Origin of the sequence: Sporosarcina sp. SAFN-015 (genome assembly GCF_051966875.1) — a bacterium.
Lineage (GTDB): Bacteria > Bacillota > Bacilli > Bacillales_A > Planococcaceae > Sporosarcina.
In genome coordinates this window covers 185,751-207,998 of the sequence record NZ_JBQCKP010000003.1, presented here as the reverse complement: position 1 = coordinate 207,998, position 22,248 = coordinate 185,751, and the positions used below count along the sequence as shown (strand labels likewise).

Annotated in this window: 24 protein-coding genes, 1 pseudogene and 1 riboswitch; of the genes and pseudogenes, 19 read left to right on the top strand and 6 right to left on the bottom strand. The window is 43.2% G+C overall.

All coding sequences use genetic code 11. The annotated features are described in order from the left end of the window. Positions 1–12: 12 nt before the first annotated feature. The gene (locus ACTHPA_RS06830; RefSeq protein ID WP_440499411.1) at positions 13–546 is read left to right on the top strand and encodes a dihydrofolate reductase family protein; all 534 of its coding nucleotides are present in this window, start codon (positions 13–15) and stop codon (positions 544–546) included. A 114-nt stretch (positions 547–660) separates the two neighbouring features. On the opposite strand, the gene ACTHPA_RS06825 is transcribed toward ACTHPA_RS06830, so the two are convergent. Both ACTHPA_RS06825 and ACTHPA_RS06820 read right to left on the bottom strand, forming a co-directional pair. After that, positions 661–1,590 carry an alpha/beta hydrolase gene (locus ACTHPA_RS06825; RefSeq protein WP_440499410.1) on the bottom strand — a complete coding sequence of 310 codons (930 nt, stop codon included), beginning with the start codon at positions 1,588–1,590 and terminating at the stop codon, positions 661–663. Positions 1,591–1,605: 15 nt separating this feature from the next. Further along, on the bottom strand, positions 1,606–2,508 hold the full coding sequence (locus ACTHPA_RS06820) for a hydroxymethylglutaryl-CoA lyase (protein ID WP_440499409.1): 903 nt from the start codon (positions 2,506–2,508) through the stop codon (positions 1,606–1,608). A gap of 108 nt (positions 2,509–2,616) precedes the next feature. Here ACTHPA_RS06820 and ACTHPA_RS06815 point away from each other — a divergent pair, with 108 nt between their 5' ends. The 4 genes from ACTHPA_RS06815 to ACTHPA_RS06800 all read left to right on the top strand — a co-directional run bounded on the left by ACTHPA_RS06815 (position 2,617) and on the right by ACTHPA_RS06800 (position 5,075). Continuing rightward, positions 2,617–3,801 (top strand): acetyl-CoA C-acetyltransferase, encoded by a 1,185-nt coding sequence (locus ACTHPA_RS06815; RefSeq protein ID WP_440499408.1) that lies wholly within the window; start codon positions 2,617–2,619, stop codon positions 3,799–3,801. A 20-nt stretch (positions 3,802–3,821) separates the two neighbouring features. Then, the gene (locus tag ACTHPA_RS06810; RefSeq protein ID WP_440499407.1) at positions 3,822–4,070 is read left to right on the top strand and encodes a YqkE family protein; all 249 of its coding nucleotides are present in this window, start codon (positions 3,822–3,824) and stop codon (positions 4,068–4,070) included. A gap of 119 nt (positions 4,071–4,189) precedes the next feature. Further along, positions 4,190–4,720, top strand: coding sequence for a YhcN/YlaJ family sporulation lipoprotein (locus tag ACTHPA_RS06805; protein WP_440499406.1), 531 nt, complete (start codon positions 4,190–4,192; stop codon positions 4,718–4,720). Positions 4,721–4,877: 157 nt separating this feature from the next. Then, on the top strand, positions 4,878–5,075 hold the full coding sequence (locus tag ACTHPA_RS06800) for an aspartyl-phosphate phosphatase Spo0E family protein (RefSeq protein WP_440499405.1): 198 nt from the start codon (positions 4,878–4,880) through the stop codon (positions 5,073–5,075). A gap of 35 nt (positions 5,076–5,110) precedes the next feature. Here ACTHPA_RS06800 and ACTHPA_RS06795 read toward each other — a convergent pair whose 3' ends face one another. Then, complete coding sequence (locus ACTHPA_RS06795) at positions 5,111–6,208, bottom strand: branched-chain amino acid aminotransferase (RefSeq protein ID WP_440499404.1); 1,098 nt, start codon at positions 6,206–6,208, stop codon at positions 5,111–5,113. A 199-nt stretch (positions 6,209–6,407) separates the two neighbouring features. Here ACTHPA_RS06795 and ACTHPA_RS06790 point away from each other — a divergent pair, with 199 nt between their 5' ends. From ACTHPA_RS06790 to ACTHPA_RS06775, 4 genes are all read left to right on the top strand, one after another. After that, complete coding sequence (locus tag ACTHPA_RS06790; RefSeq protein WP_440499403.1) at positions 6,408–7,526, top strand: NAD(P)/FAD-dependent oxidoreductase; 1,119 nt, start codon at positions 6,408–6,410, stop codon at positions 7,524–7,526. 89 nt (positions 7,527–7,615) lie between these two features. Next, positions 7,616–8,713: a carbohydrate kinase gene (locus ACTHPA_RS06785; RefSeq protein WP_440499402.1), complete on the top strand. Its 1,098-nt coding sequence runs from the start codon at positions 7,616–7,618 to the stop codon at positions 8,711–8,713. Then, positions 8,710–9,618, top strand: coding sequence for a pseudouridine-5'-phosphate glycosidase (locus tag ACTHPA_RS06780; RefSeq protein ID WP_440499401.1), 909 nt, complete (start codon positions 8,710–8,712; stop codon positions 9,616–9,618). Before ACTHPA_RS06785 ends, ACTHPA_RS06780 begins: the two co-directional genes overlap by 4 nt. A gap of 550 nt (positions 9,619–10,168) precedes the next feature. Continuing rightward, a complete protein-coding gene (locus ACTHPA_RS06775; RefSeq protein ID WP_440499400.1) occupies positions 10,169–10,927 on the top strand; it encodes an exodeoxyribonuclease III in 759 nt (252 codons plus the stop codon). Between the two features lie 87 nt (positions 10,928–11,014). Here the strand turns inward: ACTHPA_RS06775 and ACTHPA_RS06770 are convergent. Next, positions 11,015–11,299 (bottom strand): annotated as a pseudogene (locus ACTHPA_RS06770) (KGG domain-containing protein); the annotation flags it as partial. Between the two features lie 304 nt (positions 11,300–11,603). Beyond that, positions 11,604–11,705: riboswitch (purine riboswitch) on the top strand. A 147-nt stretch (positions 11,706–11,852) separates the two neighbouring features. Here ACTHPA_RS06770 and ACTHPA_RS06765 point away from each other — a divergent pair. Both ACTHPA_RS06765 and ACTHPA_RS06760 read left to right on the top strand, forming a co-directional pair. Then, entirely contained in the window at positions 11,853–12,440 is a 588-nt protein-coding gene (locus ACTHPA_RS06765; protein ID WP_440499399.1) for a xanthine phosphoribosyltransferase, read from the top strand. After that, the gene (locus tag ACTHPA_RS06760; RefSeq protein ID WP_440499398.1) at positions 12,437–13,735 is read left to right on the top strand and encodes a nucleobase:cation symporter-2 family protein; all 1,299 of its coding nucleotides are present in this window, start codon (positions 12,437–12,439) and stop codon (positions 13,733–13,735) included. Before ACTHPA_RS06765 ends, ACTHPA_RS06760 begins: the two co-directional genes overlap by 4 nt. A gap of 57 nt (positions 13,736–13,792) precedes the next feature. Here the strand turns inward: ACTHPA_RS06760 and ACTHPA_RS06755 are convergent, their stop codons facing one another. Next, positions 13,793–14,035, bottom strand: a complete 243-nt coding sequence (locus ACTHPA_RS06755) for a hypothetical protein (protein WP_440499397.1) — start codon at positions 14,033–14,035, stop codon at positions 13,793–13,795. 103 nt (positions 14,036–14,138) lie between these two features. Further along, entirely contained in the window at positions 14,139–15,041 is a 903-nt protein-coding gene (locus tag ACTHPA_RS06750; RefSeq protein WP_440499396.1) for an aldo/keto reductase, read from the bottom strand. 106 nt (positions 15,042–15,147) lie between these two features. Here ACTHPA_RS06750 and ACTHPA_RS06745 point away from each other — a divergent pair, with 106 nt between their 5' ends. From ACTHPA_RS06745 to ACTHPA_RS06710, 8 genes are all read left to right on the top strand, one after another. Beyond that, positions 15,148–15,693 carry an NUDIX domain-containing protein gene (locus ACTHPA_RS06745; protein ID WP_440499395.1) on the top strand — a complete coding sequence of 182 codons (546 nt, stop codon included), beginning with the start codon at positions 15,148–15,150 and terminating at the stop codon, positions 15,691–15,693. 653 nt (positions 15,694–16,346) lie between these two features. Then, a complete protein-coding gene (fur, locus tag ACTHPA_RS06740; RefSeq protein ID WP_440499394.1) occupies positions 16,347–16,805 on the top strand; it encodes a ferric iron uptake transcriptional regulator in 459 nt (152 codons plus the stop codon). A 51-nt stretch (positions 16,806–16,856) separates the two neighbouring features. Beyond that, positions 16,857–17,756 (top strand): site-specific tyrosine recombinase XerD, encoded by a 900-nt coding sequence (gene xerD / locus ACTHPA_RS06735; protein WP_440499393.1) that lies wholly within the window; start codon positions 16,857–16,859, stop codon positions 17,754–17,756. A 46-nt stretch (positions 17,757–17,802) separates the two neighbouring features. After that, positions 17,803–18,996 carry a phosphopentomutase gene (deoB, locus tag ACTHPA_RS06730; protein ID WP_440499392.1) on the top strand — a complete coding sequence of 398 codons (1,194 nt, stop codon included), beginning with the start codon at positions 17,803–17,805 and terminating at the stop codon, positions 18,994–18,996. Positions 18,997–19,010: 14 nt separating this feature from the next. Next, positions 19,011–20,309 carry a pyrimidine-nucleoside phosphorylase gene (locus ACTHPA_RS06725; RefSeq protein ID WP_440499652.1) on the top strand — a complete coding sequence of 433 codons (1,299 nt, stop codon included), beginning with the start codon at positions 19,011–19,013 and terminating at the stop codon, positions 20,307–20,309. 357 nt (positions 20,310–20,666) lie between these two features. Next, a complete protein-coding gene (locus ACTHPA_RS06720) occupies positions 20,667–21,017 on the top strand; it encodes an anti-sigma factor antagonist (RefSeq protein WP_440499391.1) in 351 nt (116 codons plus the stop codon). Then, positions 21,007–21,453 carry an anti-sigma F factor gene (gene spoIIAB, locus ACTHPA_RS06715; RefSeq protein WP_440499390.1) on the top strand — a complete coding sequence of 149 codons (447 nt, stop codon included), beginning with the start codon at positions 21,007–21,009 and terminating at the stop codon, positions 21,451–21,453. Before ACTHPA_RS06720 ends, spoIIAB begins: the two co-directional genes overlap by 11 nt. 3 nt (positions 21,454–21,456) lie before the next feature. Beyond that, the gene (locus ACTHPA_RS06710; RefSeq protein WP_440499389.1) at positions 21,457–22,245 is read left to right on the top strand and encodes a SigF/SigG family RNA polymerase sporulation sigma factor; all 789 of its coding nucleotides are present in this window, start codon (positions 21,457–21,459) and stop codon (positions 22,243–22,245) included. The last annotated feature ends 3 nt before the right edge of the window (positions 22,246–22,248 follow it).

Below are 22,248 nucleotides of genomic sequence, written 5' to 3'. Positions count from 1 at the left end.
AAGGAGGATAATATGAGCGGAAAACGAAAATTGGTATTGTATATTGCCATGAGTTTAGATGGGTATATAGCTACAGAAGACGAGTCTTTAGATTGGTTATTTAATGTTGAGGGTGAAGGAGATAACGGATACTTAGAATTTTATGAAACAGTTGATACAATTTTAATGGGCAATAAAACGTATGAATGGATAAAAAAACATGAAACAAGAGAATTCCCCTACAAAAATAAAGATTGTTATGTATTTACAAGATCTTCACTTGAAGATACCGAAGACGTCAAATTCATTAATGATAATGTAGGTAGTGTAATTAATGAATTGAGGAATCAAGAGGGAAGAAACATTTGGATTGTTGGCGGAGGAGAGTTGTTGCAATTCTTGTTGAAAGCAAAATTGGTTGATGTAATTATTTTAATAGTCGCCCCAGCTATAATCGGGAAGGGAATTCCGCTATTTAAAAAAGGGGATTATCAATTAGATTTAACGCTGCAAGGAACGAGGAACTTCAATCAATTCGTGGAATTACGTTATAGCGTTAAAAAATAATAATAATATGTTAACTAAACATCTGGATGTCTCAAGTTGAGTTTGAGTGCTCTTTATTAACCTGAAAAGAAGACCTTCTTTCTGAATTCACAGAAATAGAAGGTCTTGTTTTATTCACGAAGTCGCAAAGCCGTAATGATGTAAGAAGTGCAACACTTCCTTTTCATATTCCACTGGGTTTTCATTGAACGACTTTGCATGGGCACCCTTTTCGAATAGCTTCAACATCTTCTTGTCTTCCTTCAGCTCATACAATTCCTTCGTCATCTGTGGCAAAATGAAATCATCTTCCATGCTATGAATGAACAGCATTGGTTTTTTGATATTCCCGATGGCCTCCCTTGGTGAAATGAGACCCGTTGTATAGCCGTCTCTTATTTTCAAGAACAGATTCGCCGCTCGTAATGTCATCGAAGAGCGAAGGGGTGTATTCGTCCGTAAAATATGAAGGATTTGCTCGGTAAAATCAGAGAAGGGGCAATCGACAATATAAAAATCAGCTTCGTCTTCAAACTCTCCCGCGTACAGGATCGTTGTCGCCGCTCCCATCGATTCGCCATGGATGCCAAGCAATGCGCGGCCGCCAATCCGGTCGCGTACAGCGGAGACTAACGCATTCAAGTCGATCTTTTCATAAAATCCGAAGCTCGTCGTCTTTCCGCCAGAATCGCCATGCCGCCGATGATCATAAATGACGGAATTGAATCCAAGTCGCTCGAATAATCGGGCATACTTGATCGAGTTGATCTTATTTTCTGTGACCCCGTGGCAAATGATCATCGTTCGCGTCGTTTCAAGTGGTTGCAAAAAAACGGCACGTAGTGGATAGCCATTTGGGGTATCGACCCAAAAATCCTCTTTCCGCACCGTTTCATACCAATGTTCATCGAATCGCTTTGCAATGATTTCACGCTTTACGATCAAATCATGGTCTTTCAGCTTCATAAACATTAACCGATTCGCCGCATAAAAACCGAGAATTGTAAGAATGGCGGTATATATGCTTCCAATAATGCCTGTAATGTATAGGAAGCGCCGTTTCAATCAACTTCAACTCCTTCAACAGCTGCGATTTTTGTACAATTTGTACATTCCTGTTTCAATAGGATGCGAAACATGAGGAGCTATCATTCCAACAGCTTCACAAATCTTTTCCACATCGATGCCTGTTTTAATTCCTAACGAATCCAGCATATGCACGACATCTTCTGTCGCTACATTTCCAGTCGCGCCGGGGGCAAAAGGGCATCCTCCTAGGCCGCCTGCAGACGTATCGAAACGATCGACGCCTGCCTGCATTGCCGCGAAAATGTTGGCGATTGCCATTTTACGTGTATCGTGGAAGTGGGCTGTCAATAACACTTCAGGGAATTGTTCTTTTAACAGCTTGAACAGCTCATAGCTTTCGACGGGATTTGCCATCCCAATCGTATCGGCTACACTTAACTCATCCACTCCCATTGAAACAAATCGGCTGCATAGATTACTAACTTCCTCTTTCTCTATCTTCCCTTCAAACGGACAATAAAACGCGGTTGAAATGCAAGCCCTTACGAAGATGCCTTCGCTTTTCAATTTTGCGATGACAGGTTCTAGTGCATCCATGCTTTCCGATGTCGTCCGATTGATATTTTTTTTATTGAAACTATTGCTGACTCCGACAAAGACGGCGATGTTTTCTGCGCCTGCTTCGATAGCAAGTTCTGCCCCTTTTTCATTCGGCGCTAATACGAATTGACGTCCAATTTTCTCTGTTTTTTCTACGATGTTTTTGGCATCCGCCATTTGCGGCACCCATTTTGGAGAAACGAAAGAAGTAAGCTCCATTTCCGTAATGCCTGCCCCTTGTAATAAATGGATGAATTCCAATTTTTCTTTCTCATCCACGTGGCTTTTTTCATTTTGAAGACCATCCCTCGGTCCTACCTCGATAATTGTGACGTTCTTTGGTAAAATGAACATATCATCCCTCCTGTATATATTGTACTGAAGGGGTGGGATAAAGGGAAACGCAGAATGCACAAATCTACGTAATTATGAAAATGCAAATAAGGGATAGGGGGAAACGACATGTCAAATGAAGTAGTGATCGTAAGTGCAGTACGTACGGCAATCGGATCTTTTTTAGGGTCTTTGAAAGATGTTTCTGCACCGGAACTTGGCGGAATCGTTATTAAGGAAGCTCTTTCGCGGTCTGGCGTAAAAGCGGAAGATGTTGATGAAGTAATCATGGGGAATGTGCTGCAAGCAGGGCTAGGTCAAAATCCGGCTCGACAAGCGGCAATAAAAGCTGGATTGCCCGAGACAGTTCCAGCGATGACGATTAATAAAGTATGTGGATCCGGTTTGAAGGCGGTTCACTTGGCGCGACAAGCGATCCTTGCAGGCGATGCGGATATCGTCGTTGCAGGCGGGATGGAAAATATGAGCCAAGCGCCATTTTTGCTTAAAAATGCAAGGGAAGGCTTCAAAATGGGGGATCAGAAAGTCGTCGACAGTATGATTTCTGATGGGCTTTGGTGTGCTTTCAATGATTACCATATGGGCATTACTGCAGAGAATCTTTGCGACCGCTATTCGATCACGCGAGAAGAGCAAGACGCATTTTCAGCGGCATCCCAAGAGAAGGCGGCAACTGCGATTGAAAAAGGAATGTTCAAAGATGAAATCGTCCCGGTTGAAATTCCACAACGTAAAGGCGATCCTATCGTGTTTGACACGGATGAGTATGTAAAAGCAGGAACAACTACCGATAAACTGGGTAAATTGCGTCCTGCGTTCAAGAAAGATGGCAGTGTCACTGCAGGAAACGCTTCAGGCATTAACGACGGTGCGGCTGCATTCGTCATTATGTCTCGTGCGAAAGCTGATGAGCTTGGCATTGAACCGTTAGCAATATTGACAGCAAACGCAAATGCTGGTGTCGATCCTGCTGTCATGGGAATCGGACCTGTCCAAGCAGTGAAAAACGTACTCGCGAAATCAGGAATGGAACTTGCGGATATTGATCTGATTGAAGCAAACGAAGCATTCGCGGCCCAATCCCTCGCTGTGGACCGTGAACTTAATTTCGATAAAGAGAAATTGAATGTCAACGGAGGAGCGATCGCTTTGGGTCACCCAATCGGTGCTAGCGGTGCGAGGATCCTTGTCACTTTATTGCATGAAATGAAGCGACGCGATGCAAAAACTGGCCTCGCTACATTATGCATTGGCGGCGGACAAGGTGTTGCGACAATCGTTCAACTTCCTTGATATGAAAGAAGGTGGATGGAATGGCAAAGAAAAAATCGAGAACAGCAACTCCTGTAAAACAGGAAAATGATAAAGCAACACTGTCTGAAGCACTTGATAATGATGTTTTATTAAAACTGAAAGCTGCCAAAAAGGAATTGACAGCAAAAATCGAAGCTGAAGAAGAGGAGCGTCAAGAAAAGCTCCGTCGTGAACGAATAGAACGTGAAAAGAACAAAAGCTTCGCAGAATTGCTTGATGAATATGGCGACAGCGGCAAGAAATATTGAAACGTTAACCGGATGGAATTTTTCATCCGGTTTTATAATGCATAAAAAATGAAACAAGTCGAATAGAAGAGGAAATGTTACACATCCTATCGATATCATAAAACAAGGAGTGAACATCAATGAAAAGATTATCGATCTTTCCGCTTGCGTTGTTGCTCATACTTTCTTTAGTAGGGTGTGCAAACAATAACGACACAAACAATGGGAATGGAAAAGGCACGAACGATCAAAACAATACATCTACTAATACAACAACCGGCGAATCAGCTAGCGGTACGAATGATGTCAATAACAATGACACAATGAATAACAATGGAGAATCGAAAGTAGAAGTGGCGGATGACGCAGCAGATAAAATTGCAGCTTTGGATGAGGTAGACAGTGCCAACGTTCTTGTGACAAATAATAATGCTTATGTCGGTGTTGTTTTGAATGAAGGCATCAAGGAAAATGACGAATTGAAAAATAAAATAGCGGATGAAGTGAGAAGTGTCCATTCCGAATTCAACAACGTTTATGTATCATTCAATCCAGATGTTGCCAACCGGTTCACAGAGTATGGCAATCAAATCCGTTCCGGAGAACCCGTTGAAGGATTTTTCGATGAATTTATGACGAGCATTAATCGTATGTTCCCAGAAGCGAAATAGTATAAAAAGTACGTAAATTTTAAATTTAGTGTTTATGTATGAAAGGGAAGGGGTATATATTTTTATCTCTTCCTTTCAATTGTGACGGATTTATGACAAGTGTGTTATTTTGCAAATTACACACACAATTCGACATTTTTTTCAAACGGTCTACATTATGATAGGCAAGGGTATAAAATTTGACGGAGGAAATGCGATGCGATTGATTGGCAAACAACTTTTATCTTTTAAGATCCATATGAAAAGATCTAAGATGGTCAAGATAGCAAAGGACCGGGGGTTTACTCATCCGGCAGTAGTAGCATGCAGCCAAGAATTAGATTCTCTATTGAATCGTTACCAAAATATAGCATAAAAAAGACATACCGAGCGACGGTATGTCTTTTCTAATTAAGCTAATTTCGCTAGTTCACTCTTCATTTCAACGACCCAATTGAAAGGATCTTCTACCTTACCGTTTTGGATGTTGCTAAGCGTGTCGAATAAACGTGTTGCCAATGGCCCAGTTTCGCAATTATTGACAACCATTTTATAGCCATCCCAATTTAATTCACCTACTGGAGAAATAACAGCTGCTGTGCCAGTTCCGAAAACTTCTTCAAGTTTTCCTTCATCATAGGCTGACCTTATTTCATCCATCGAAATTTTTCGTTCAGAGACGGGGATCTCCCAATGACGCAGCAACTGTAAAATCGATTTCCGCGTGATGCCTTCCAAGATACTGCCGTTGATAGCGGGGGTAATGACTTCACCATCTATTTTGAAGAAAATATTCATGCTTCCCACTTCTTCGACATATTTCCGTTCGACGCCGTCCAGCCATAGCACTTGCGAATATCCTCGCTGATCTGCAACTTCCTGTGCTTTCAAGCCCGCTGCATAATTGCCTGCAGTCTTTGCACCGCCCGTACCGCCTTTTACCGCTCTCACAAACTCGTTTTCGACAAGAATTTTTACTGGATGGATACCTTCTTTGTAATAGGAACCAACCGGTGAGAGGATGATGAAAAATTGATATTTTTTCGCGGGAGCAACACCTAAAAATGCTTCATTTGCTATAACGAAAGGCCTTATGTACAAAGAGGTGCCTTCCAAAGTAGGAATCCAGTCTTTTTCAATATGAATGAGCTGCGTCAAAGCATGCAAGGCTGTTTCTTCATCAATGCGAGGCATGCAAAGCCGGTCCAATGAATGGTTCATCCTTTTCATATTTTCCTCAGGGCGGAATAAACGAACAGTACCATCTTCAGCCGACCGATAAGCTTTCATTCCTTCAAAAACGGTTTGACCGTAGTGGAATACAATCGATGCAGGGTCCAAAGAGACTGGCGTGTAAGGGATAATTCGATGGCTATGCCAACCTTTTCCTTCGTCGTAATCTGCGACGAACATATGATCCGTGAAGGTTCTGCCAAATATGAGATTCTCGGGATTCGGTTTCTCTTTTTTCGAATCGCTTAGTTTAATCTGGATGGGTAGTCTTGTCATTCCGATCAATCTCCTCGTTAAATAGTCAAAAAGACCATGTAATATTGAATAAAATAATTATACTGCTTTTTTAGAAAAATGGAAGAGTTAAGTTGTTTCATTATTATTACGATTTTGAAAACGTTTACAACATGGCTATGTTTGTATGTATGATTTTTCGCTTGTACAATAGACCTAAAATGTAGAAAAGGTGTTTGATATGGAACCAATCATTATTATTGGTGCTGGAGTACTTGGCGCATCGGCAGCTTACCATTTGGCGAAACTAGAGACTGAAGTAATTGTCATCGATCGAAAAGATAAAGGGCAGGCAACTGATGCTGCAGCAGGAATCATTTGCCCTTGGATTTCCCAGCGTAGGAATAAAGCTTGGTACGCTTTGGCAAAAGGAGGAGCTTCCTATTATCCCGAATTGATACGACAATTAGAAGAAGACGGTGAGACTGACACGGGTTATCGGAAAGTTGGAGCGATTAGCTTGCAACGTGATGTGGACAAGCTTGAAAAGATGGAAGTTCGCGCTTTAGAAAGAAGAAAAGAAGCTCCGGAAATCGGACAAGTGAGTTTGCTTACTGAAGACGAAACTTCAGATCTTTTTCCACTGTTAGCTGAAGGTTTTTCATCAGTCCATGTAGAAGGCGCGGCAAGAGTAGATGGAAGAGCGTTGAGAGACGCTTTGCTCAATGCATCTGAAAAACATGGGGCGACGATTATGCATGGTTCCGCATCGCTTGTTATTGAAGAGGGTGAACTTTTAGGAATCCGTGTTGGTGAGGAATCGATTCAGGCATCGAAAGTGATTATCGCCGCTGGTGCGTGGGCACCGGAATTATTAGAGCCACTCGGTTTGCATATCCAAGTGACCGGGCAAAAAGCGCAAATTGTCCACTTGCATATGGATGGACATCATACAGAAAAGTGGCCTGTTGTCATGCCTCCGACAGATCAATATATTCTGCCTTCTGATAATGGCAAGGTCGTCATAGGAGCGACACACGAGGATGAGGCAGGCTTTACGCTGCACCCTACAGCGGGGGGAATCCATGAAGTGCTGGATAAAGCATTGAATATCGCGCCAGGTTTGGAGGTAGCCGAATTTCAAGAAATACGAGTTGGCTTTCGTCCGTTCACACCAGGATTTCTGCCTGTTATCGGAGAAGTGCCGGGACATCCTACGTTGCTTTTCGCAAACGGGTTAGGTTCTTCGGGGTTAACTGTCGGTCCATATCTCGGTAAACAATTGGCTAGTATGGCTCTTGGGTTAGAAGTCGACATTGATCTAACTTTATATGAAGTGAAAAAAGCGATTAGTTTGTAAAAAAAGATTGTTTTAAAGGATATATTTTTCTGTTGCAATCGGCAAAACAAAAGTTTACAATTAAAACAAATGTTTAAAGGGTGATGGAATTGAATGAAAAGGAAAGGGCTGTTCTTGAATTAATTCGAGCCAACCCTTATTTATCACAACAGGAAATGGCTGATGCCCTCCGGATTTCCAGACCCTCCTTGGCAAATATCATTTCCGGTTTGATTAAACAAGGAAAGATTCAAGGACGGGCATACATCCTTCCTGAGGAAAAGGAAATCATCTGTATTGGCGGAGCCAACATAGACCGGAAATTCCATCTGAATGAACAAACCCAACTTGGAACTTCCAATCCGGCTTCGATGTCCGTTTCTGTCGGAGGTGTTGCTCGGAATATAGGGGAAAACTTAGGTCGCCTCGATCATCATGTTCGACTATTGACAGTTGCGGGCAATGATAGTGATTGGGATGTGATCGTCAGGGAATCCTCATCATTTATGGATGTTTCGGACGTTGGCCAATTGATCGGAAAATCGACAGGTTCATACTCGGCTGTTTTGGATCCGACGGGTGAGCTTGTGATCGCGTTAGCGAATATGGAGATTTATGATTACTTGACTCCTGTCTATTTGGAGGAAAAGTCGAGAATCATTTCAAACGCATCTATGATTATCATCGATTTGAACTGCCCGAAGGAGTCTGTCGATTATATTAAAAACTTGGCAAACCAAAAAGGGAACCCACTCGTTATCATTCCTGTTTCTTCTCCGAAAATGAACAGGATGCCGACTGATTTGAAAGGCGTTACATGGTTCATCTGCAATCGCGATGAAGCGGAGACATATACCGGCCTGATAATCGACAATGAAGAGGACTGGAAGCAAGCTGTTCAAAAATTGCTTGCATTTGGTGCGGAAAATGTCGTCGTTACTTCCGGATCAAAAGGGATCATGGCAGCGACTGCTGGCGGGGAAGCGATCCGTTTCCCCGCAGTGCAAAATGTGCATGTCGAGGATGTAACAGGAGCAGGGGATGCATTTGTATCTGGATTGCTTCATGGCCATTTGATTGGCGAGCCATTTGAAGAGAATATCCGAATGGGATTATTGAATGCAGCAAAAACGTTGGAATGCTCTTCTACGGTAAGACCAGAATTGACACGAGATCTTCTTAAAAAAGAATTGGAGGAATTACAATGAAACAATACCTAACGTATTCACAAGAAGTACAAGAAGCAATGGCGGCAGGAAAACCAGTAGTCGCTTTAGAATCAACAATCATTTCTCACGGTATGCCTTATCCGCAAAACGTGCAAACTGCTCGCGAAGTAGAGCAAATCATCCGTGATAACGGCGCTGTTCCTGCAACGATCGCCATCATTGATGGAAAGATCAAAATCGGCCTTTCAGACGATGAGCTTGAAATGTTCGGCAATAGCCAAGGAGTTGCAAAAGCGTCAAGACGTGACCTCGCGTATTTAGTAGCAACGAAACAATTAGGGGCTACAACAGTTGCCACGACAATGATTGCTGCATCACTTGCGGGCATTAAAATCTTCGTTACTGGCGGAATCGGCGGTGTCCACCGTGGTGCTGAAACGACAATGGATATTTCTGCTGACTTGGAAGAGCTTGCACAAACGGATGTTGCTGTCATTTGTGCGGGTGCGAAATCTATTCTCGACCTTGGCCTAACACTCGAATACTTGGAGACAAACGGTGTACCAGTCGTTGGTTATGGTACGGATGTCCTTCCGGCATTCTTTACACGTGAAAGTGATTTTAGTCTCAATATCCGTGTAGACAACCCAGAGACAGTCGCTGACATTCTTCGTGTGAAATGGGACCTTGGCTTAAAAGGCGGCGCGGTCATCGCAAATCCAATTCCGGAAGCTGATGCAATGGACAAGTCCTTCATCGACGGAATTATTAATGAAGCACTAAAAGAAGCAGATGAGCAAAATATCGCTGGAAAAGACGTTACACCATTCATGCTAGGCAAAGTAAAAGATCTTACTGAAGGACGCAGCCTAGAAGCGAATATTGCATTAGTTAAAAATAACGCAGTCGTTGGTGCAAAAATTGCTGTTGCATTGAATGCGTAATAATTTTGAATGGGCTGTCCGGGAAGTCATCCGGACAGCTTTTTTATTGAAATGATAAATTCAGTGCTCAAGAATGTCCGTCTCGCGCTCAAGAATATCTGTCCGCGCTCAAGATCTCCGTCTCGCGCTCAAGAATGTCGTTCCGCGCTCAAGATAGACCGTCTCGCGCTCAAGAATGTCGTTCCGCGCTCAAGATAGACCGACTCGCGCTCAAGAATGTCGTTCCGCGCTCAAGATAGACCGACTCGCGCTCAAGAATGTCGTTCCGCGCTCAAGCATATCCGTCCGCGCTCAAGATCTTCGTTCCGCGCTCAAGATAGACCGTCTCGCGCTCAAGAATGTCGTTCCGCGCTCAAGATAGACCGTCTCGCGCTTAAGAATGTCGTTCTGCGCTCAAGATAGACCGTCTTGCGCTCAAGAATATTCATTCCGCGCTCAAAATAGAACGGCCCGCGCTCAAAGCAAGCCATCCCACAACTATTATTCTTTGAAGACACTCCCTTTTCTAGTACAATGAAAAGTATTGTGTTTTAATGAAGGAGTTTTTAGCATGAAATTGATCTCATGGAATGTTAATGGCTTGCGAGCTTCTGTAAGAAAAGGGTTTCTGGACTATTTCAAAGAGCAGGATGCCGATATTTTCTGCGTTCAGGAAACGAAATTGCAAAGCGGGCAAATCGAGCTTGAGCTTGAAGGGTATCATCAATATTGGAACTATGCGTTAAAGAAAGGTTATTCGGGAACAGCCGTCTTCACGAAAGATGAGCCGATTGCTGTAACATATGGGGTTGGCGAATCGGCAACTGAAGAGGAAGGCCGGATCTTAACGCTGGAATTCCCCCTATTTTATTTGGTCAATGTATATGCGCCGAATGCGCAAAGGGACTTGGCTCGCCTTCCTTTTCGCTTGGAATGGGAAAGAAAATTGAGAGATTACTTGAGCCGGTTGAAAAGCACAAAATCTGTAATTTTCTGTGGGGATCTAAATGTTGCCCATCAGGATATTGATATACGTAACTACAAATCAAACGTAGGGAATTCAGGTTTCACACTTGAAGAAAGAAGAGAATTTACGGCTTTATTAAATGAAGGTTTTATTGACACTTTCCGTCATTTATATCCGGACAAAGAAGGGGCATACACTTGGTGGTCTTACATGCGAGATGTCAGGGCGCGGAATATTGGTTGGCGGATCGACTATTTCCTCATATCGGATTGTCTTCTGCCGTCTTTGAAAACAGCTGATATACATGCGAGTACGATGGGAAGTGACCATTGCCCGATCGTTTTGGAGATGGATTTCACGTGAAAACAGCTGGAGAAGGTTGATAAAAACCTGCTCCAGCTGTTTTATTCAGATTGTTAACAGGGAAGTAGTCGCCTATTAACGGTTGTTGTTGTTGTCATTTTGTTGAGCGCGGGCTTCTCCGCCTTTGCGACCGATTTCTTCGTAGAAATCTCTGTCATGATTTTTCGCAGTAGCTTCTCCGCCTTTGCGACCGATTTCCTCGTAGAAATCTCTATCATGATTTTGTGCAGTAGCTTCTCCGCCTTTGCGACCGATTTCTTCGTAGAAATCTTTGTCGTGATTTTTTGCAGTAGCTTCTCCGCCTTTACGGCCTGCTTCCTCTAAAGACATTTTTCCTCGGTTGTTATTGTTGTTGTTTTTGTTATTAGCCATAATAAATATCTCTCCTTTTCGTTTGATATATTTGTAGTGGCCTACAGTCCATCTATAGCCCGTCATACGGAATGATAAACTAGATGTCGTGGTAATTAATACTATTGAAACATTATTAACTTTATTGAGATAATAGTTATAAAAAAGTAATGGTAAACTACTATATTATTTCTCGAATTACCAGATAAATCAATTTGTAAGCACTATCTTCCTTTGGTCCCTTAAAAAGCATTTCTGTTCATCAATTTAACATATTTAAATGAAAAAAATCCGTTGAAAACTGGTTTATGCGTGATATAATAAGACCCTAAATAACACATCCACTCATATAATCGCAGGGATATGGCCTGCAAGTTTCTACCGGTCCACCGTAAATGGACCGACTATGAGAAGCAAAGTAAAAAAGGTACATGCATATGCATGCCACTTTTTTATTCATTCGGCGATTGTAAACCCCGAATGGCCTTGCTCCACTCATGTCATGAATGGATGCACGGTCATATGGGGTTTTTTTATATTCAATTGATCGTGACTAAAAAGGAGGAACATCAGGTTGAAGCAGTTACAGGAGAAAATCATGCAGGATGGTAAAGTGTTATCCGATCAAGTGTTAAAAGTGGATTCGTTTTTGAATCATCAAATCGATCCTCCGCTTATGAAGGCGATCGGAGAGGAATTTGCGGAGCGTTTCAAAGAGGGCGGGGTAACAAAAGTGCTATCCATCGAATCTTCCGGAATTGCGCCTGCTATGATGACCGGATTAGTATTGGGCGTTCCTGCAATTTTTGCTCGTAAACGCAAATCGTTGACGATGAGCGAGCATTTATATACAGCCGGCGTTCATTCATTCACGAAAAATGAAACGAATGAAATATCCGTCTCTAAAGATTTCCTGAAAAAAGGGGACAAGGTTTTAATTCTAGATGATTTTCTTGCGAATGGACAAGCGGTTCTCGGACTACTTAATATCGTTGAGCAGGCGGAAGCAGAACTTGTAGGTGTAGGGATTGTCATTGAAAAAGGATTCCAGCCCGGAGGAGCAATGATTCGGGAAAAAGGAATCCGCGTCGAATCTTTAGCGATTCTTAAATCACTTGCAGAAGGTAAAGTCGAATTTAAGGAAGAAGGTACCTCAATATGAAATCGGTTGTATTAGGATTTCAGCATTTACTTGCCATGTACGCAGGCGCGATTCTAGTCCCTCTCATTGTAGGGCAAGCAATCGGCTTAACTTCCACTCAGCTGACGTATCTCGTGTCGATTGATATTTTGATGTGTGGGGTTGCTACGATTTTCCAAATTATGAGCAATCGATTTTTCGGAATAGGGTTGCCAGTCGTTTTAGGATGTACATTTACAGCAGTAGGTCCGATGATCTCCATTGGGGATAAATACGGAATATCAGCAATTTATGGCTCAGTTATCGCATCAGGATTAATTATTATTCTTATTAGTACGTTTTTTGGGAAGTTGATCAAGTTCTTCCCGCCTGTCGTAACGGGTTCTGTAGTCACGATTATTGGTATCACTTTAATTCCTGTCGCTTTGAATAATATGGGCGGGGGAATGGGTGCGCCTGATTTCGGATCCAGTACAAACATTCTTCTGTCGTTTGGAACACTTCTATGCATTATCCTCTTATATAGATTTACAACAGGTTTCCTACGATCGATTTCGATTTTACTTGGGATGGCAGCAGGCACGGTAGCAGCGATGATGATGGGCGTCGTGGATTTCAGTGCTGTGAATGAAGCTTCTGCATTCCATATGGTAATGCCTTTCTATCTTGGCGCACCGACGTTCCATCTCTATCCGATTTTGACAATGACATTAGTCGCGATGGTTTCATTAGTGGAATCAACTGGCGTGTACTTTGCATTAGGTGATATTACGGAGAAGGATATTAAAGAGAAGGATTTGGAGAAAGGGTATCGTTCTGAAGGATTGGCTTCGTTGATCGGCGGAATCTTCAACGCATTCCCATACACGACATTCTCTCAAAATGTCGGTTTAGTACAAATGTCTGGTGTTAAATCACGCAAAGTCATTTTAATAACAGCGATCATGCTTGTATCATTGGGCTTCATGCCAAAAATCGCAGCAATGGCAACAGTCATTCCGACTTCTGTGTTAGGTGGGGCGATGGTGGCGATGTTCGGTATGGTTATTTCACAAGGAATCAAAATGTTAAGTAAGGTTGTAGCTGAATCGCAGGAAAATGCGATGATCATCGCTTGTTCAGTAGGTCTCGGTCTTGGCGTATCCGTCGTTCCTGATATTTTCGCAAACCTTCCTGAAAACTTCCAAATGTTAACGAGCAACGGCATCGTAGCTGGCAGCTTGACTGCAATTGTGTTAAATATCATGTTTAATATGCTTCCTTCGAAAAAGCGCAAGAGAGCAACGCAGGTACAGTTAACAGAGCAAGAGGTATAAAGATTAATAGAACAAACAAAAACGAGACTCCTTCGCAGAGTCTCGTTTTTGTTTCGTTTATTGGCTGCTATCGTCAGTATCCGTGTCAGTACCGGTATCAGTGTCCATATCAGCATCGGTACCATCATCTACATCAAGATCCACATCAGTATCTGTGCCGTCGTCTACGTCAGCAGGTGGATTATTGACATCTACATCCGTATCATCTTCACCGTCTGCACATGCAGCTAGAAGCCCTACGGAAAGGAATGTTGCTGCTCCAAGCTTCAACCATTTCTTGTCTTCAGTAAGTAGTTTCATTGAAATCTCCTCCAAGGTGTAATCTTTAATTGTTGCCTATTTGTTAGATACCCTTGAAAGAGTTTCCTAATCATTACAGATTTATTGCAAAAATATTACAGACTTATGATCGATGCTGTTCGTACCGATGTGCTTCGGTCAATTGGGGAACGGAGGATAGTTCGGATTGCTCCACTTCCTTTTCATACGCAACAATCGAGTCAAGAAGCTGTTCCTTTGAGCTTGCACCGATTAATGCGGATGCGATTGCATCTTCCTTCAAGTTGAATGCTAGTGCTAGCGCATGCATATCTTTGGCAGATTCATGCAACTTGTCGACTGTACTTTTCAGCGCTTCAGAATCATAGGCGACAAAGCCGTCCATCTTCCTAACCCGAGTGAGGCCTTCATCCGTCAATAATCCTTTTGCTAAAGTCCCTCTAGTGATAACGGATGCGCCCGCTTCACGGATCATCGGGAACCATTCCTCTGGCCGTCGATCTAACAGGCTATATTGCATCATGACGGAAATGGCGGAGCTGTTCATTAAAAAGCGTTTGATGACATTCGGTCGAATTGACGAAATTCCATACTGTCTAATGACGCCTTCCTTTTTTAATGCCTCGAACGCTTCGATCGTTTCGGACACATTATCCTCCATCGTTCCGCCATGCAACTGATAAAGATCGATGTAGTCAGTGCCAAGACGTCTCAGACTGTCCTTTACAGCTTCCATTATATAAGCTTTCGAAGCATCCCAATGCCAACCGTCTTCTCCAGGTGAACGTCGGTTGCCGACCTTCGTTGCTAGAATGATTTTATCCCGTCGGCCTTTCATTACATCACCGACCAAAGATTCATTTTTGCCGTCAGCATATAAATCTGCAGTATCAAAGAAATTGATGCCTGCTTCTAATGCTACGTCGATAATATTTTTCACTTCATCCAAGTCATCAGGGAATGACATGCACCCGAGTCCTAGTTCAGATACATAAATGCCGCTATTGCCAAGCTCTCTCTTTTTCAATGGCGCACCTCCGCTATTGTTTTCATCTACAATAAATAAACTGTACAATGTAGAAGTTGATAGGGAAAGTTTGTTGCTTGAGTGAATGATAAGGAGTGTTGGCGAAATGAATCGTTTTGAGGAAAAAACCGTTTCATCTAATCTTTTGTTTGAAGGAAAAATCATCTCCCTCCGTATCGACGAAGTCGAATTGCCAGATGGGAAAAGAGCGAAGAGGGAACTCATCGATCATCCCGGAGCTGTTGCAATTATCCCGATTACAGATGATGGAAAGATAATTCTTGTTGAGCAATACAGGAAGGCGTTGAATCGTTCCCTTATTGAAATTCCTGCAGGCAAGATTGAGCCTGGTGAGGATATTAACGTTACGGCGCTCCGTGAATTGGAAGAAGAAACGGGTTATGGGGCTAATCGATTTGAATACTTACAGTCATTTGCCACATCACCTGGTTTTGCAAATGAAATCATTCATATTTTCGTAGCGCAAGGACTATATAAAATAGACAAGCCTGCTGCGGGTGATGAGGACGAATTCATCGAGCTTTTCGAATGTACAATCGAAGAGGCTGAAGAGATGGTGCTGGATCAACGGATTTATGATGCGAAAACAGCTTTTGCGATTCTTCACGCAAAAAAACTTCTAAAAGATTGAGCTATTTTGGAACGGACAAGCATACGTTATAGTAACGATGCGGAGGTGAAGCCTATGGTCCGTTCCTTATCTTTTATCCATCTTTTTATCATACTAGCCGTCGGATATATCGGCGGGGCATTGTTGTTCAGGGAAATTCCGATAGCTGCATCCGAAAAATGGATCGGCTTTTTCGATTCAAGGGTCATTTCAACTGCCGATGGGTCAATATGGAAACCTCTTCTAATATTGCTAGTGTTTTTTGCTGTGACATTCCTTCTATCAATTAATAGCAAAACAAGACACGCGATATTATTTTTTGGTGCAGTTAAATGTGTTGTTTTCGGATTGTCATCTTCCTTCCTCCTTTATTCAGGAATGAGTATTTGGCAATATGCAATTTGGTGGTTCCCGTTCCAATTCATTTCCTGTTTACTTTTTCTAATCTATTGTGTCGTATTAAGTCCGCCTTATTTCAATAGAGTATCGAGGAAAGCTAGGAATCTACAAGCCATACCCGTATTAGCGGGACTATCTCTATTCATTTTTTTATTGGAAATAACAATATTCCATTTTCTCATACGCTGACCGGAATAGTAGTCTACTATTTCCTTTCTGTTGTCACATAGAACGCCTCTTTGGTATAATGGTATCAGTGTTGAGGGGGGCGTCATATGGAGAGCCGGATTGAACGGATTAAAAAGCAATTGCACGGGGCCAGCTATAAGTTGACGCCTCAGCGGGAAGCTACGGTCTTGGTCCTTCTTGAGAATGAAGAAGATCATTTAAGTGCTGAAGACGTTTTTTTACTTGTTAAAGAGAAAGCTCCCGAAATCGGCCTTGCCACTGTCTATCGGACATTGGAATTGCTGACGGAGCTGAAGATTGTCGATAAGATCAATTTTGGTGACGGAGTCTCCCGATATGATTTGCGTCAAGAAGGAGCGTCACGTTTTCACCATCATCTCATTTGTATTGAATGCGGAAAAGTTGCTGAAATACAGGAGGACCTTTTGGGCGACGTTGAGAAAATTGTCGAAAGCCGATATGGATTCAGTGTGAAGGATCATTGGTTGACCTTCCATGGAATTTGCGAGAGCTGCAAATCCGCTGGTAATGATAGTAAAAAGTGAAATGGGGATGGCGAGATGCTGTCCCTTTTTGTCATTTGAGAGGTGGATTCTATGAAAGATAGTAAATTTGCGTTGGAGGATTATATCCACTTTCTGAAAGTTGAACGGCAGCTGTCGCAAAACACGGTTGCTTCTTATAAGAGAGACCTTTCCGATTATATTCATCAGCTCGATAAGGCGGGGGTTGAATCAATCGATAATATCGATCGTTCCGCAATTCTGCAATATTTACATCGATTAAAAGAGCAAGGAAAGTCGTCAAGGACGGTCGCAAGGCATATCTCCTCAATACGTTCATTCCATCAATTCCTTTTACGGGAGAAAGTGACGACTCAAGATCCGACCGTTCATTTGGAAATGCCAAAGCTTGAGCAAAAGCTGCCATCTGTTTTATCCGTAAACGAAGTGGACAAATTGATATCCATGCCTCAAAGCTGCAAGCCGCAAGGAAAAAGAGATATTGCGTTGCTTGAACTGCTATATGGAACAGGGATGCGTGTCAGTGAACTCATCGGTCTAAATGTAGATGACATTCATATTTCAATGGGGTTCGTTCGTGTGTTTGGTAAAGGCGGCAAAGAAAGGATTGTCCCGCTAGGCGGAGGTGCAATGAAAGCGTGCTCAATATACATACGGGATGCTCGCCCGACCTTCATTGCAAAAAAGCCAGGGACGGACGCGCTTTTCGTCAATATGAGAGGGACACGCTTGACTCGGCAAGGCTGTTGGAAAATAATTAAAGGATATGCATTGGAAGCAGGTATACAAAAAGTGCTGACCCCTCATATTTTGCGTCATTCTTTTGCGACTCACCTCATTGAAAATGGGGCGGATATTCGAGCGGTACAAGAAATGCTCGGCCATGCTGATATTTCAACAACACAAATTTACACGCATGTGAGCAAATCAAGGCTGAAAGATGTATATGTGAAATTCCACCCTCGTGCTTGAAAACATAGAGGACATTTTGGAGAGTATGAATCTTGGAGGTATGGATATGAAAGAAACAAAATTTAAGCGCGTACATTTGATCGTCCTTGACTCTGTCGGAATAGGCGAGTCACCTGACGCCCACCTATTTGGTGATCAAGGAGCGGATACGCTCGGCCATATCGGCGAACAGATGGGTGGCTTAAAAATGCCGAATATGGGGCGACTTGGCTTATCGAACATTAAAGAAATCAAAGGTATCGAAGTCGAAAATAATCCCCAAGGCTTGTACGGAATGATGCAAGAAGCTTCTGTTGGTAAAGATACGATGACCGGTCATTGGGAATTGATGGGATTGAATATCGATAAACCATTCAAAGTCTACCCGGATGGATTTCCTAAAGAGCTTATCGATGAGCTGGAAAAACGGACGGGAAGAAAAGTGATCGGCAATAAGCCGGCAAGCGGAACTGGCATCATTGATGAGTTAGGCGAGGAGCATATGAAAACAGGCGCTATCATCGTCTACACGTCTGCGGATCCTGTCTTGCAAATTGCTGCGCATGAAGGAATTATTCCGATTGAAGAACAATATCGCATATGTGAAATCGCTCGTGAACTAACGTTGAAGCCTGAATTCCTTGTCGGTCGTGTTATCGCAAGACCGTTTATCGGAGAGCCTGGCAACTTTACACGTACAACTAACCGGCACGACTATGCATTGAAGCCTTTTGGCAGGACGGTCATGAATGAATTGAAGGACGCTGGGAAAGCGGTTGTTGCAGTCGGTAAGATCTCAGACATTTTCAATGGCGAAGGTGTGACGGAAGCTGTACGGACGGTTAGCAATATGGACGGCGTTGACAAATTGATCGAGGTTATGAATACCGATTTCACTGGCATGAGCTTCACAAACCTAGTTGATTTTGATGCTCTATATGGCCACCGAAGAGATCCAATCGGCTACGGAAACGCTTTGCAAGATTTTGATGCTCGCATGCCGGAAATCCTTAATTCATTGAAACAAGATGATTTGCTCATCATTACAGCGGATCATGGAAACGACCCTGTGCATAGTGGTACAGACCATACGAGAGAATATGTCCCTCTACTTATATACTCACCGTTATTCAAAGCAGGCGGAGAATTGCCGTTGCGACAAACATTTTCAGATGTTGGCGCGACGATTGCGGATAACTTCAATGTAAAGTCACCAGAGTTTGGGGAGAGCTTTTTACGTTCATTAATTGAAAAGGTGTGATGATTGTGTTCAGGATGGTTGATATCATCGAGAAAAAAAGAGATGGGGAAGTGCTTTCCAAGGAGGAAATATCGTTTTTCATCAACGGATATACGGATGGTTCTATTCCTGACTATCAGGCGAGCGCTCTATTAATGGCAATATACTTTAAAGGTATGACTGCAGAAGAGCAAGGTCATTTAACGATGGCGATGGTTGAATCTGGCGATCAGATCGATCTATCGGCTATTGAAGGGCTTAAAGTCGACAAGCATTCAACGGGAGGCGTTGGCGATACGACAACGTTGATACTTGCTCCGCTCGTTGCAGCGTGTGGCGTTCCAGTCGCCAAAATGAGTGGCCGCGGCCTTGGTCATACTGGCGGTACTCTTGATAAGCTGGAAGCGATTGAAGGGTTCCATATCGAGCTTACAGAGGAGCAGTTCGTCAACCAAGTAAATAATTTGAAAGTAGCGGTCATTGGCCAAAGCGGCAATTTGACACCTGCCGATAAAAACCTTTATTCCTTACGGGACGTGACGGCAACTGTCAGCAGCATCCCACTCATTGCGAGCTCTATTATGAGCAAAAAAATTGCAGCTGGTGCAGATGCAATTGTCTTGGATGTGAAAACAGGCGATGGCGCATTCATGAAAACGTTGGAAGATGCTGAAGCGCTAGCACATTCCATGGTGGCAATCGGTCGACAAGTCGGAAGAAACACGATGGCAGTCATTTCAGACATGAGCCAACCGTTAGGCTTTGCAATCGGAAACGCGCTCGAAGTAAAAGAGGCAATTGAGACGCTACAAGGCCAAGGTCCTGAAGACTTAACGGAGCTTTGCCTTGTTCTAGGAAGCAAAATGATTGTAGCCGGCGAAAAGGCAAAAACGGTTGAAGAAGCACGCGCTATGCTAGAAGCAGTCATTAAAGACGGTTCAGCATTGAACCTATTTGCGCAATTGATTGAAGCGCAAGGTGGGGACGCTAGGATTGTCCAAGACCCATCACTGCTTCCTACAGCGAAGTTCCAAATCGAAGTCCCTGCTTTATCGTCCGGAACGATTTCCAAGATGGAAGCAGATGAAATCGGTGTCGCAGCAATGCTTCTAGGAGCTGGAAGAGCAACAAAAGAAGACGAAATCGACTTAGCGGTCGGCATTGTCCTAAAGAAAAAAATCGGCGACAAAGTAACCGTCGGCGAACCAGTTGCAATTATCCACTCCAACCGTGAAGACGTCGCAAAATCGATCGACTTGATCCAGAAACACATACACATATCAGACCAAGAACAACAAAAACCAGCCTTGATTCATGAAATGGTTACAGGCTGATATTAATTAACATGGGACGGCCATAGAAAGTCGAAAAATCGACTTTCTATGGCCGTCTTTTTCTATGTAGGATGACCCGCGTCCAAAGCAAGCCTTCCCACGTCCAAAGCTAGCCTCCACGCGTCTAAAGTAAGCCTTTGCGCGTCCAAAGCGAGCCATCCCGCGTCCAAAGCAAGCTACGTATTGGTATCTATTTATTCCTAACATGTGTAAACCGTCCTAAAAATGGATAGACTTTTTCAGGTAGAATGCTTTGTCGAAACATAGGAAAAATACAAAGTTAATGACTAGTTATGTCAGGTGAAAGGGTTTTCCCTGCCCGATGTTGAATGGTTCCGCAAGAAGGAGGGATTCAGCATGGCTGAAATTAATCAAATTGATAGCATTGTGGTCGTAACATTGGCAGGGGAGTTGGACAATCTTGAAGCAAACAGGATCCGTTCCACGATCTCTTCTTCCATTTTCACAGGAAAAGTGAAAGGGATCGTCTGGGATTTGAGCCGCCTTGGATTCATGGATAGCGCAGGCATCGGGCTCATACTTGGCAGGATGAGAGACTTGGCACCATTCAACGGCGAAACACTTATCTTGAATCCATCCCCAACAATGGAGAAAATCTTCAATTTTTCCGGCTTAGGTTCCAACATCAGACACGGCTCGGTCGACAGTGTACTTGGCGAAATCGGAGGGGTCTTACATGAGAAATGAAATGACATTATCATTTGTTGCAATTGAAGAAAATGAAGCGTTAGCGAGGATGGCGATGACGTGTTTTATCACACCGTTGGATCCTACCCTTGAAGAAATCTCGGAATTTAAGACAATCGTTTCAGAAGCAGTCACAAACGCCATTATCCATGGATATGAAAGCGATGGGACGAGCTTGGTGACAATCCATGCTGTAATGGATGAAAACAAAGTGACGATGACAGTCGAAGACAAGGGCAGTGGAATATTTGACGTACAGCAGGCGATGGAGCCGATGTTCACGACAAAACCGCTCATGGAGCGATCGGGTATGGGATTTACGATTATGGAAAGCTTTTCGGACAATCTCTCAGTGGAATCGTCCATTGGAAATGGAACAGTAGTAAGATTCGAGAAAACGTTTTCTCCGGTCACGGAAGCAAGCAGAATGAGGTGACCGATGGATACATCAGTTGAACGGCAAGATGCCCTATTGTCACAGGATAGAATGAGAGTGCTCATTCAACAATCTCAAGATGGCGACAAAGATGCAAGAAGAATGATGGTGGAAGGGAATACAAGGCTCGTCTGGTCCATCGTTCAACGATTTGCGTCGAGAGGAGCCGATCTAGAGGATCTGTTTCAGATCGGCTGTATCGGCCTCATGAAATCGATTGATAAATTCGATTTGTCATATGATGTGAAGTTCTCAACCTATGCTGTACCGATGATTGTCGGGGAAATTCAGCGCTTCCTGCGAGATGACGGCATGGTTAAAGTGAGCAGGTCGATTCGTGAATTGAGTTTCAAAATCCGGCACGCGACGGATGACTACATTAAGAACCATGGGAGATCACCGTCCGTATCTGAAATTGCCGAAGTGTTGGATGTCTCGATCGATGAGGTCATTCTCGCTTCAGATGCTTTACGAGACCCGGCATCCCTGCATGAGCAACTGTACGAAAACGAAGGGGATAGTTTGACGCTGATGGATCAGTTGAGAGATGACCGATCAGAAAGGTTTTTCGATCACATACCGTTACGGGACGTTGTTTCAAAGCTGAATAAACGAGATCAGACAATCATTTATATGCGGTATTATTTGGATTATACACAGAGTGATATCGCCGAACGTATTGGTATTTCGCAAGTGCAAGTATCCCGCTTGGAAAAAAAGATATTGGCCCAGTTGAAAAATTGGATGAGCGCACAACCAGAGGAAAGTGACAGTAAAGTGAGGACGGAATAATAC

Excerpts from the sequence above, each read along its gene's own strand:
- ACTHPA_RS06830 (WP_440499411.1), top strand. The coding sequence starts at position 13 with ATGAGCGGAAAACGAAAATTGGTATTGTATATTGCCATGAGTTTAGAT.
- ACTHPA_RS06820 (WP_440499409.1), bottom strand. The coding sequence starts at position 2,508 with ATGTTCATTTTACCAAAGAACGTCACAATTATCGAGGTAGGACCGAGG.
- ACTHPA_RS06815 (WP_440499408.1), top strand. The coding sequence starts at position 2,617 with ATGTCAAATGAAGTAGTGATCGTAAGTGCAGTACGTACGGCAATCGGA.
- ACTHPA_RS06810 (WP_440499407.1), top strand. The coding sequence starts at position 3,822 with ATGGCAAAGAAAAAATCGAGAACAGCAACTCCTGTAAAACAGGAAAAT.
- ACTHPA_RS06805 (WP_440499406.1), top strand. The coding sequence starts at position 4,190 with ATGAAAAGATTATCGATCTTTCCGCTTGCGTTGTTGCTCATACTTTCT.
- ACTHPA_RS06800 (WP_440499405.1), top strand. The coding sequence starts at position 4,878 with ATGATAGGCAAGGGTATAAAATTTGACGGAGGAAATGCGATGCGATTG.
- ACTHPA_RS06795 (WP_440499404.1), bottom strand. The coding sequence starts at position 6,208 with ATGACAAGACTACCCATCCAGATTAAACTAAGCGATTCGAAAAAAGAG.
- ACTHPA_RS06790 (WP_440499403.1), top strand. The coding sequence starts at position 6,408 with ATGGAACCAATCATTATTATTGGTGCTGGAGTACTTGGCGCATCGGCA.
- ACTHPA_RS06780 (WP_440499401.1), top strand. The coding sequence starts at position 8,710 with ATGAAACAATACCTAACGTATTCACAAGAAGTACAAGAAGCAATGGCG.
- ACTHPA_RS06775 (WP_440499400.1), top strand. The coding sequence starts at position 10,169 with ATGAAATTGATCTCATGGAATGTTAATGGCTTGCGAGCTTCTGTAAGA.
- ACTHPA_RS06760 (WP_440499398.1), top strand. The coding sequence starts at position 12,437 with ATGAAATCGGTTGTATTAGGATTTCAGCATTTACTTGCCATGTACGCA.
- ACTHPA_RS06755 (WP_440499397.1), bottom strand. The coding sequence starts at position 14,035 with ATGAAACTACTTACTGAAGACAAGAAATGGTTGAAGCTTGGAGCAGCA.
- ACTHPA_RS06745 (WP_440499395.1), top strand. The coding sequence starts at position 15,148 with ATGAATCGTTTTGAGGAAAAAACCGTTTCATCTAATCTTTTGTTTGAA.
- fur (WP_440499394.1), top strand. The coding sequence starts at position 16,347 with ATGGAGAGCCGGATTGAACGGATTAAAAAGCAATTGCACGGGGCCAGC.
- xerD (WP_440499393.1), top strand. The coding sequence starts at position 16,857 with ATGAAAGATAGTAAATTTGCGTTGGAGGATTATATCCACTTTCTGAAA.
- deoB (WP_440499392.1), top strand. The coding sequence starts at position 17,803 with ATGAAAGAAACAAAATTTAAGCGCGTACATTTGATCGTCCTTGACTCT.
- ACTHPA_RS06725 (WP_440499652.1), top strand. The coding sequence starts at position 19,011 with ATGGTTGATATCATCGAGAAAAAAAGAGATGGGGAAGTGCTTTCCAAG.
- ACTHPA_RS06720 (WP_440499391.1), top strand. The coding sequence starts at position 20,667 with ATGGCTGAAATTAATCAAATTGATAGCATTGTGGTCGTAACATTGGCA.
- spoIIAB (WP_440499390.1), top strand. The coding sequence starts at position 21,007 with ATGAGAAATGAAATGACATTATCATTTGTTGCAATTGAAGAAAATGAA.
- ACTHPA_RS06710 (WP_440499389.1), top strand. The coding sequence starts at position 21,457 with ATGGATACATCAGTTGAACGGCAAGATGCCCTATTGTCACAGGATAGA.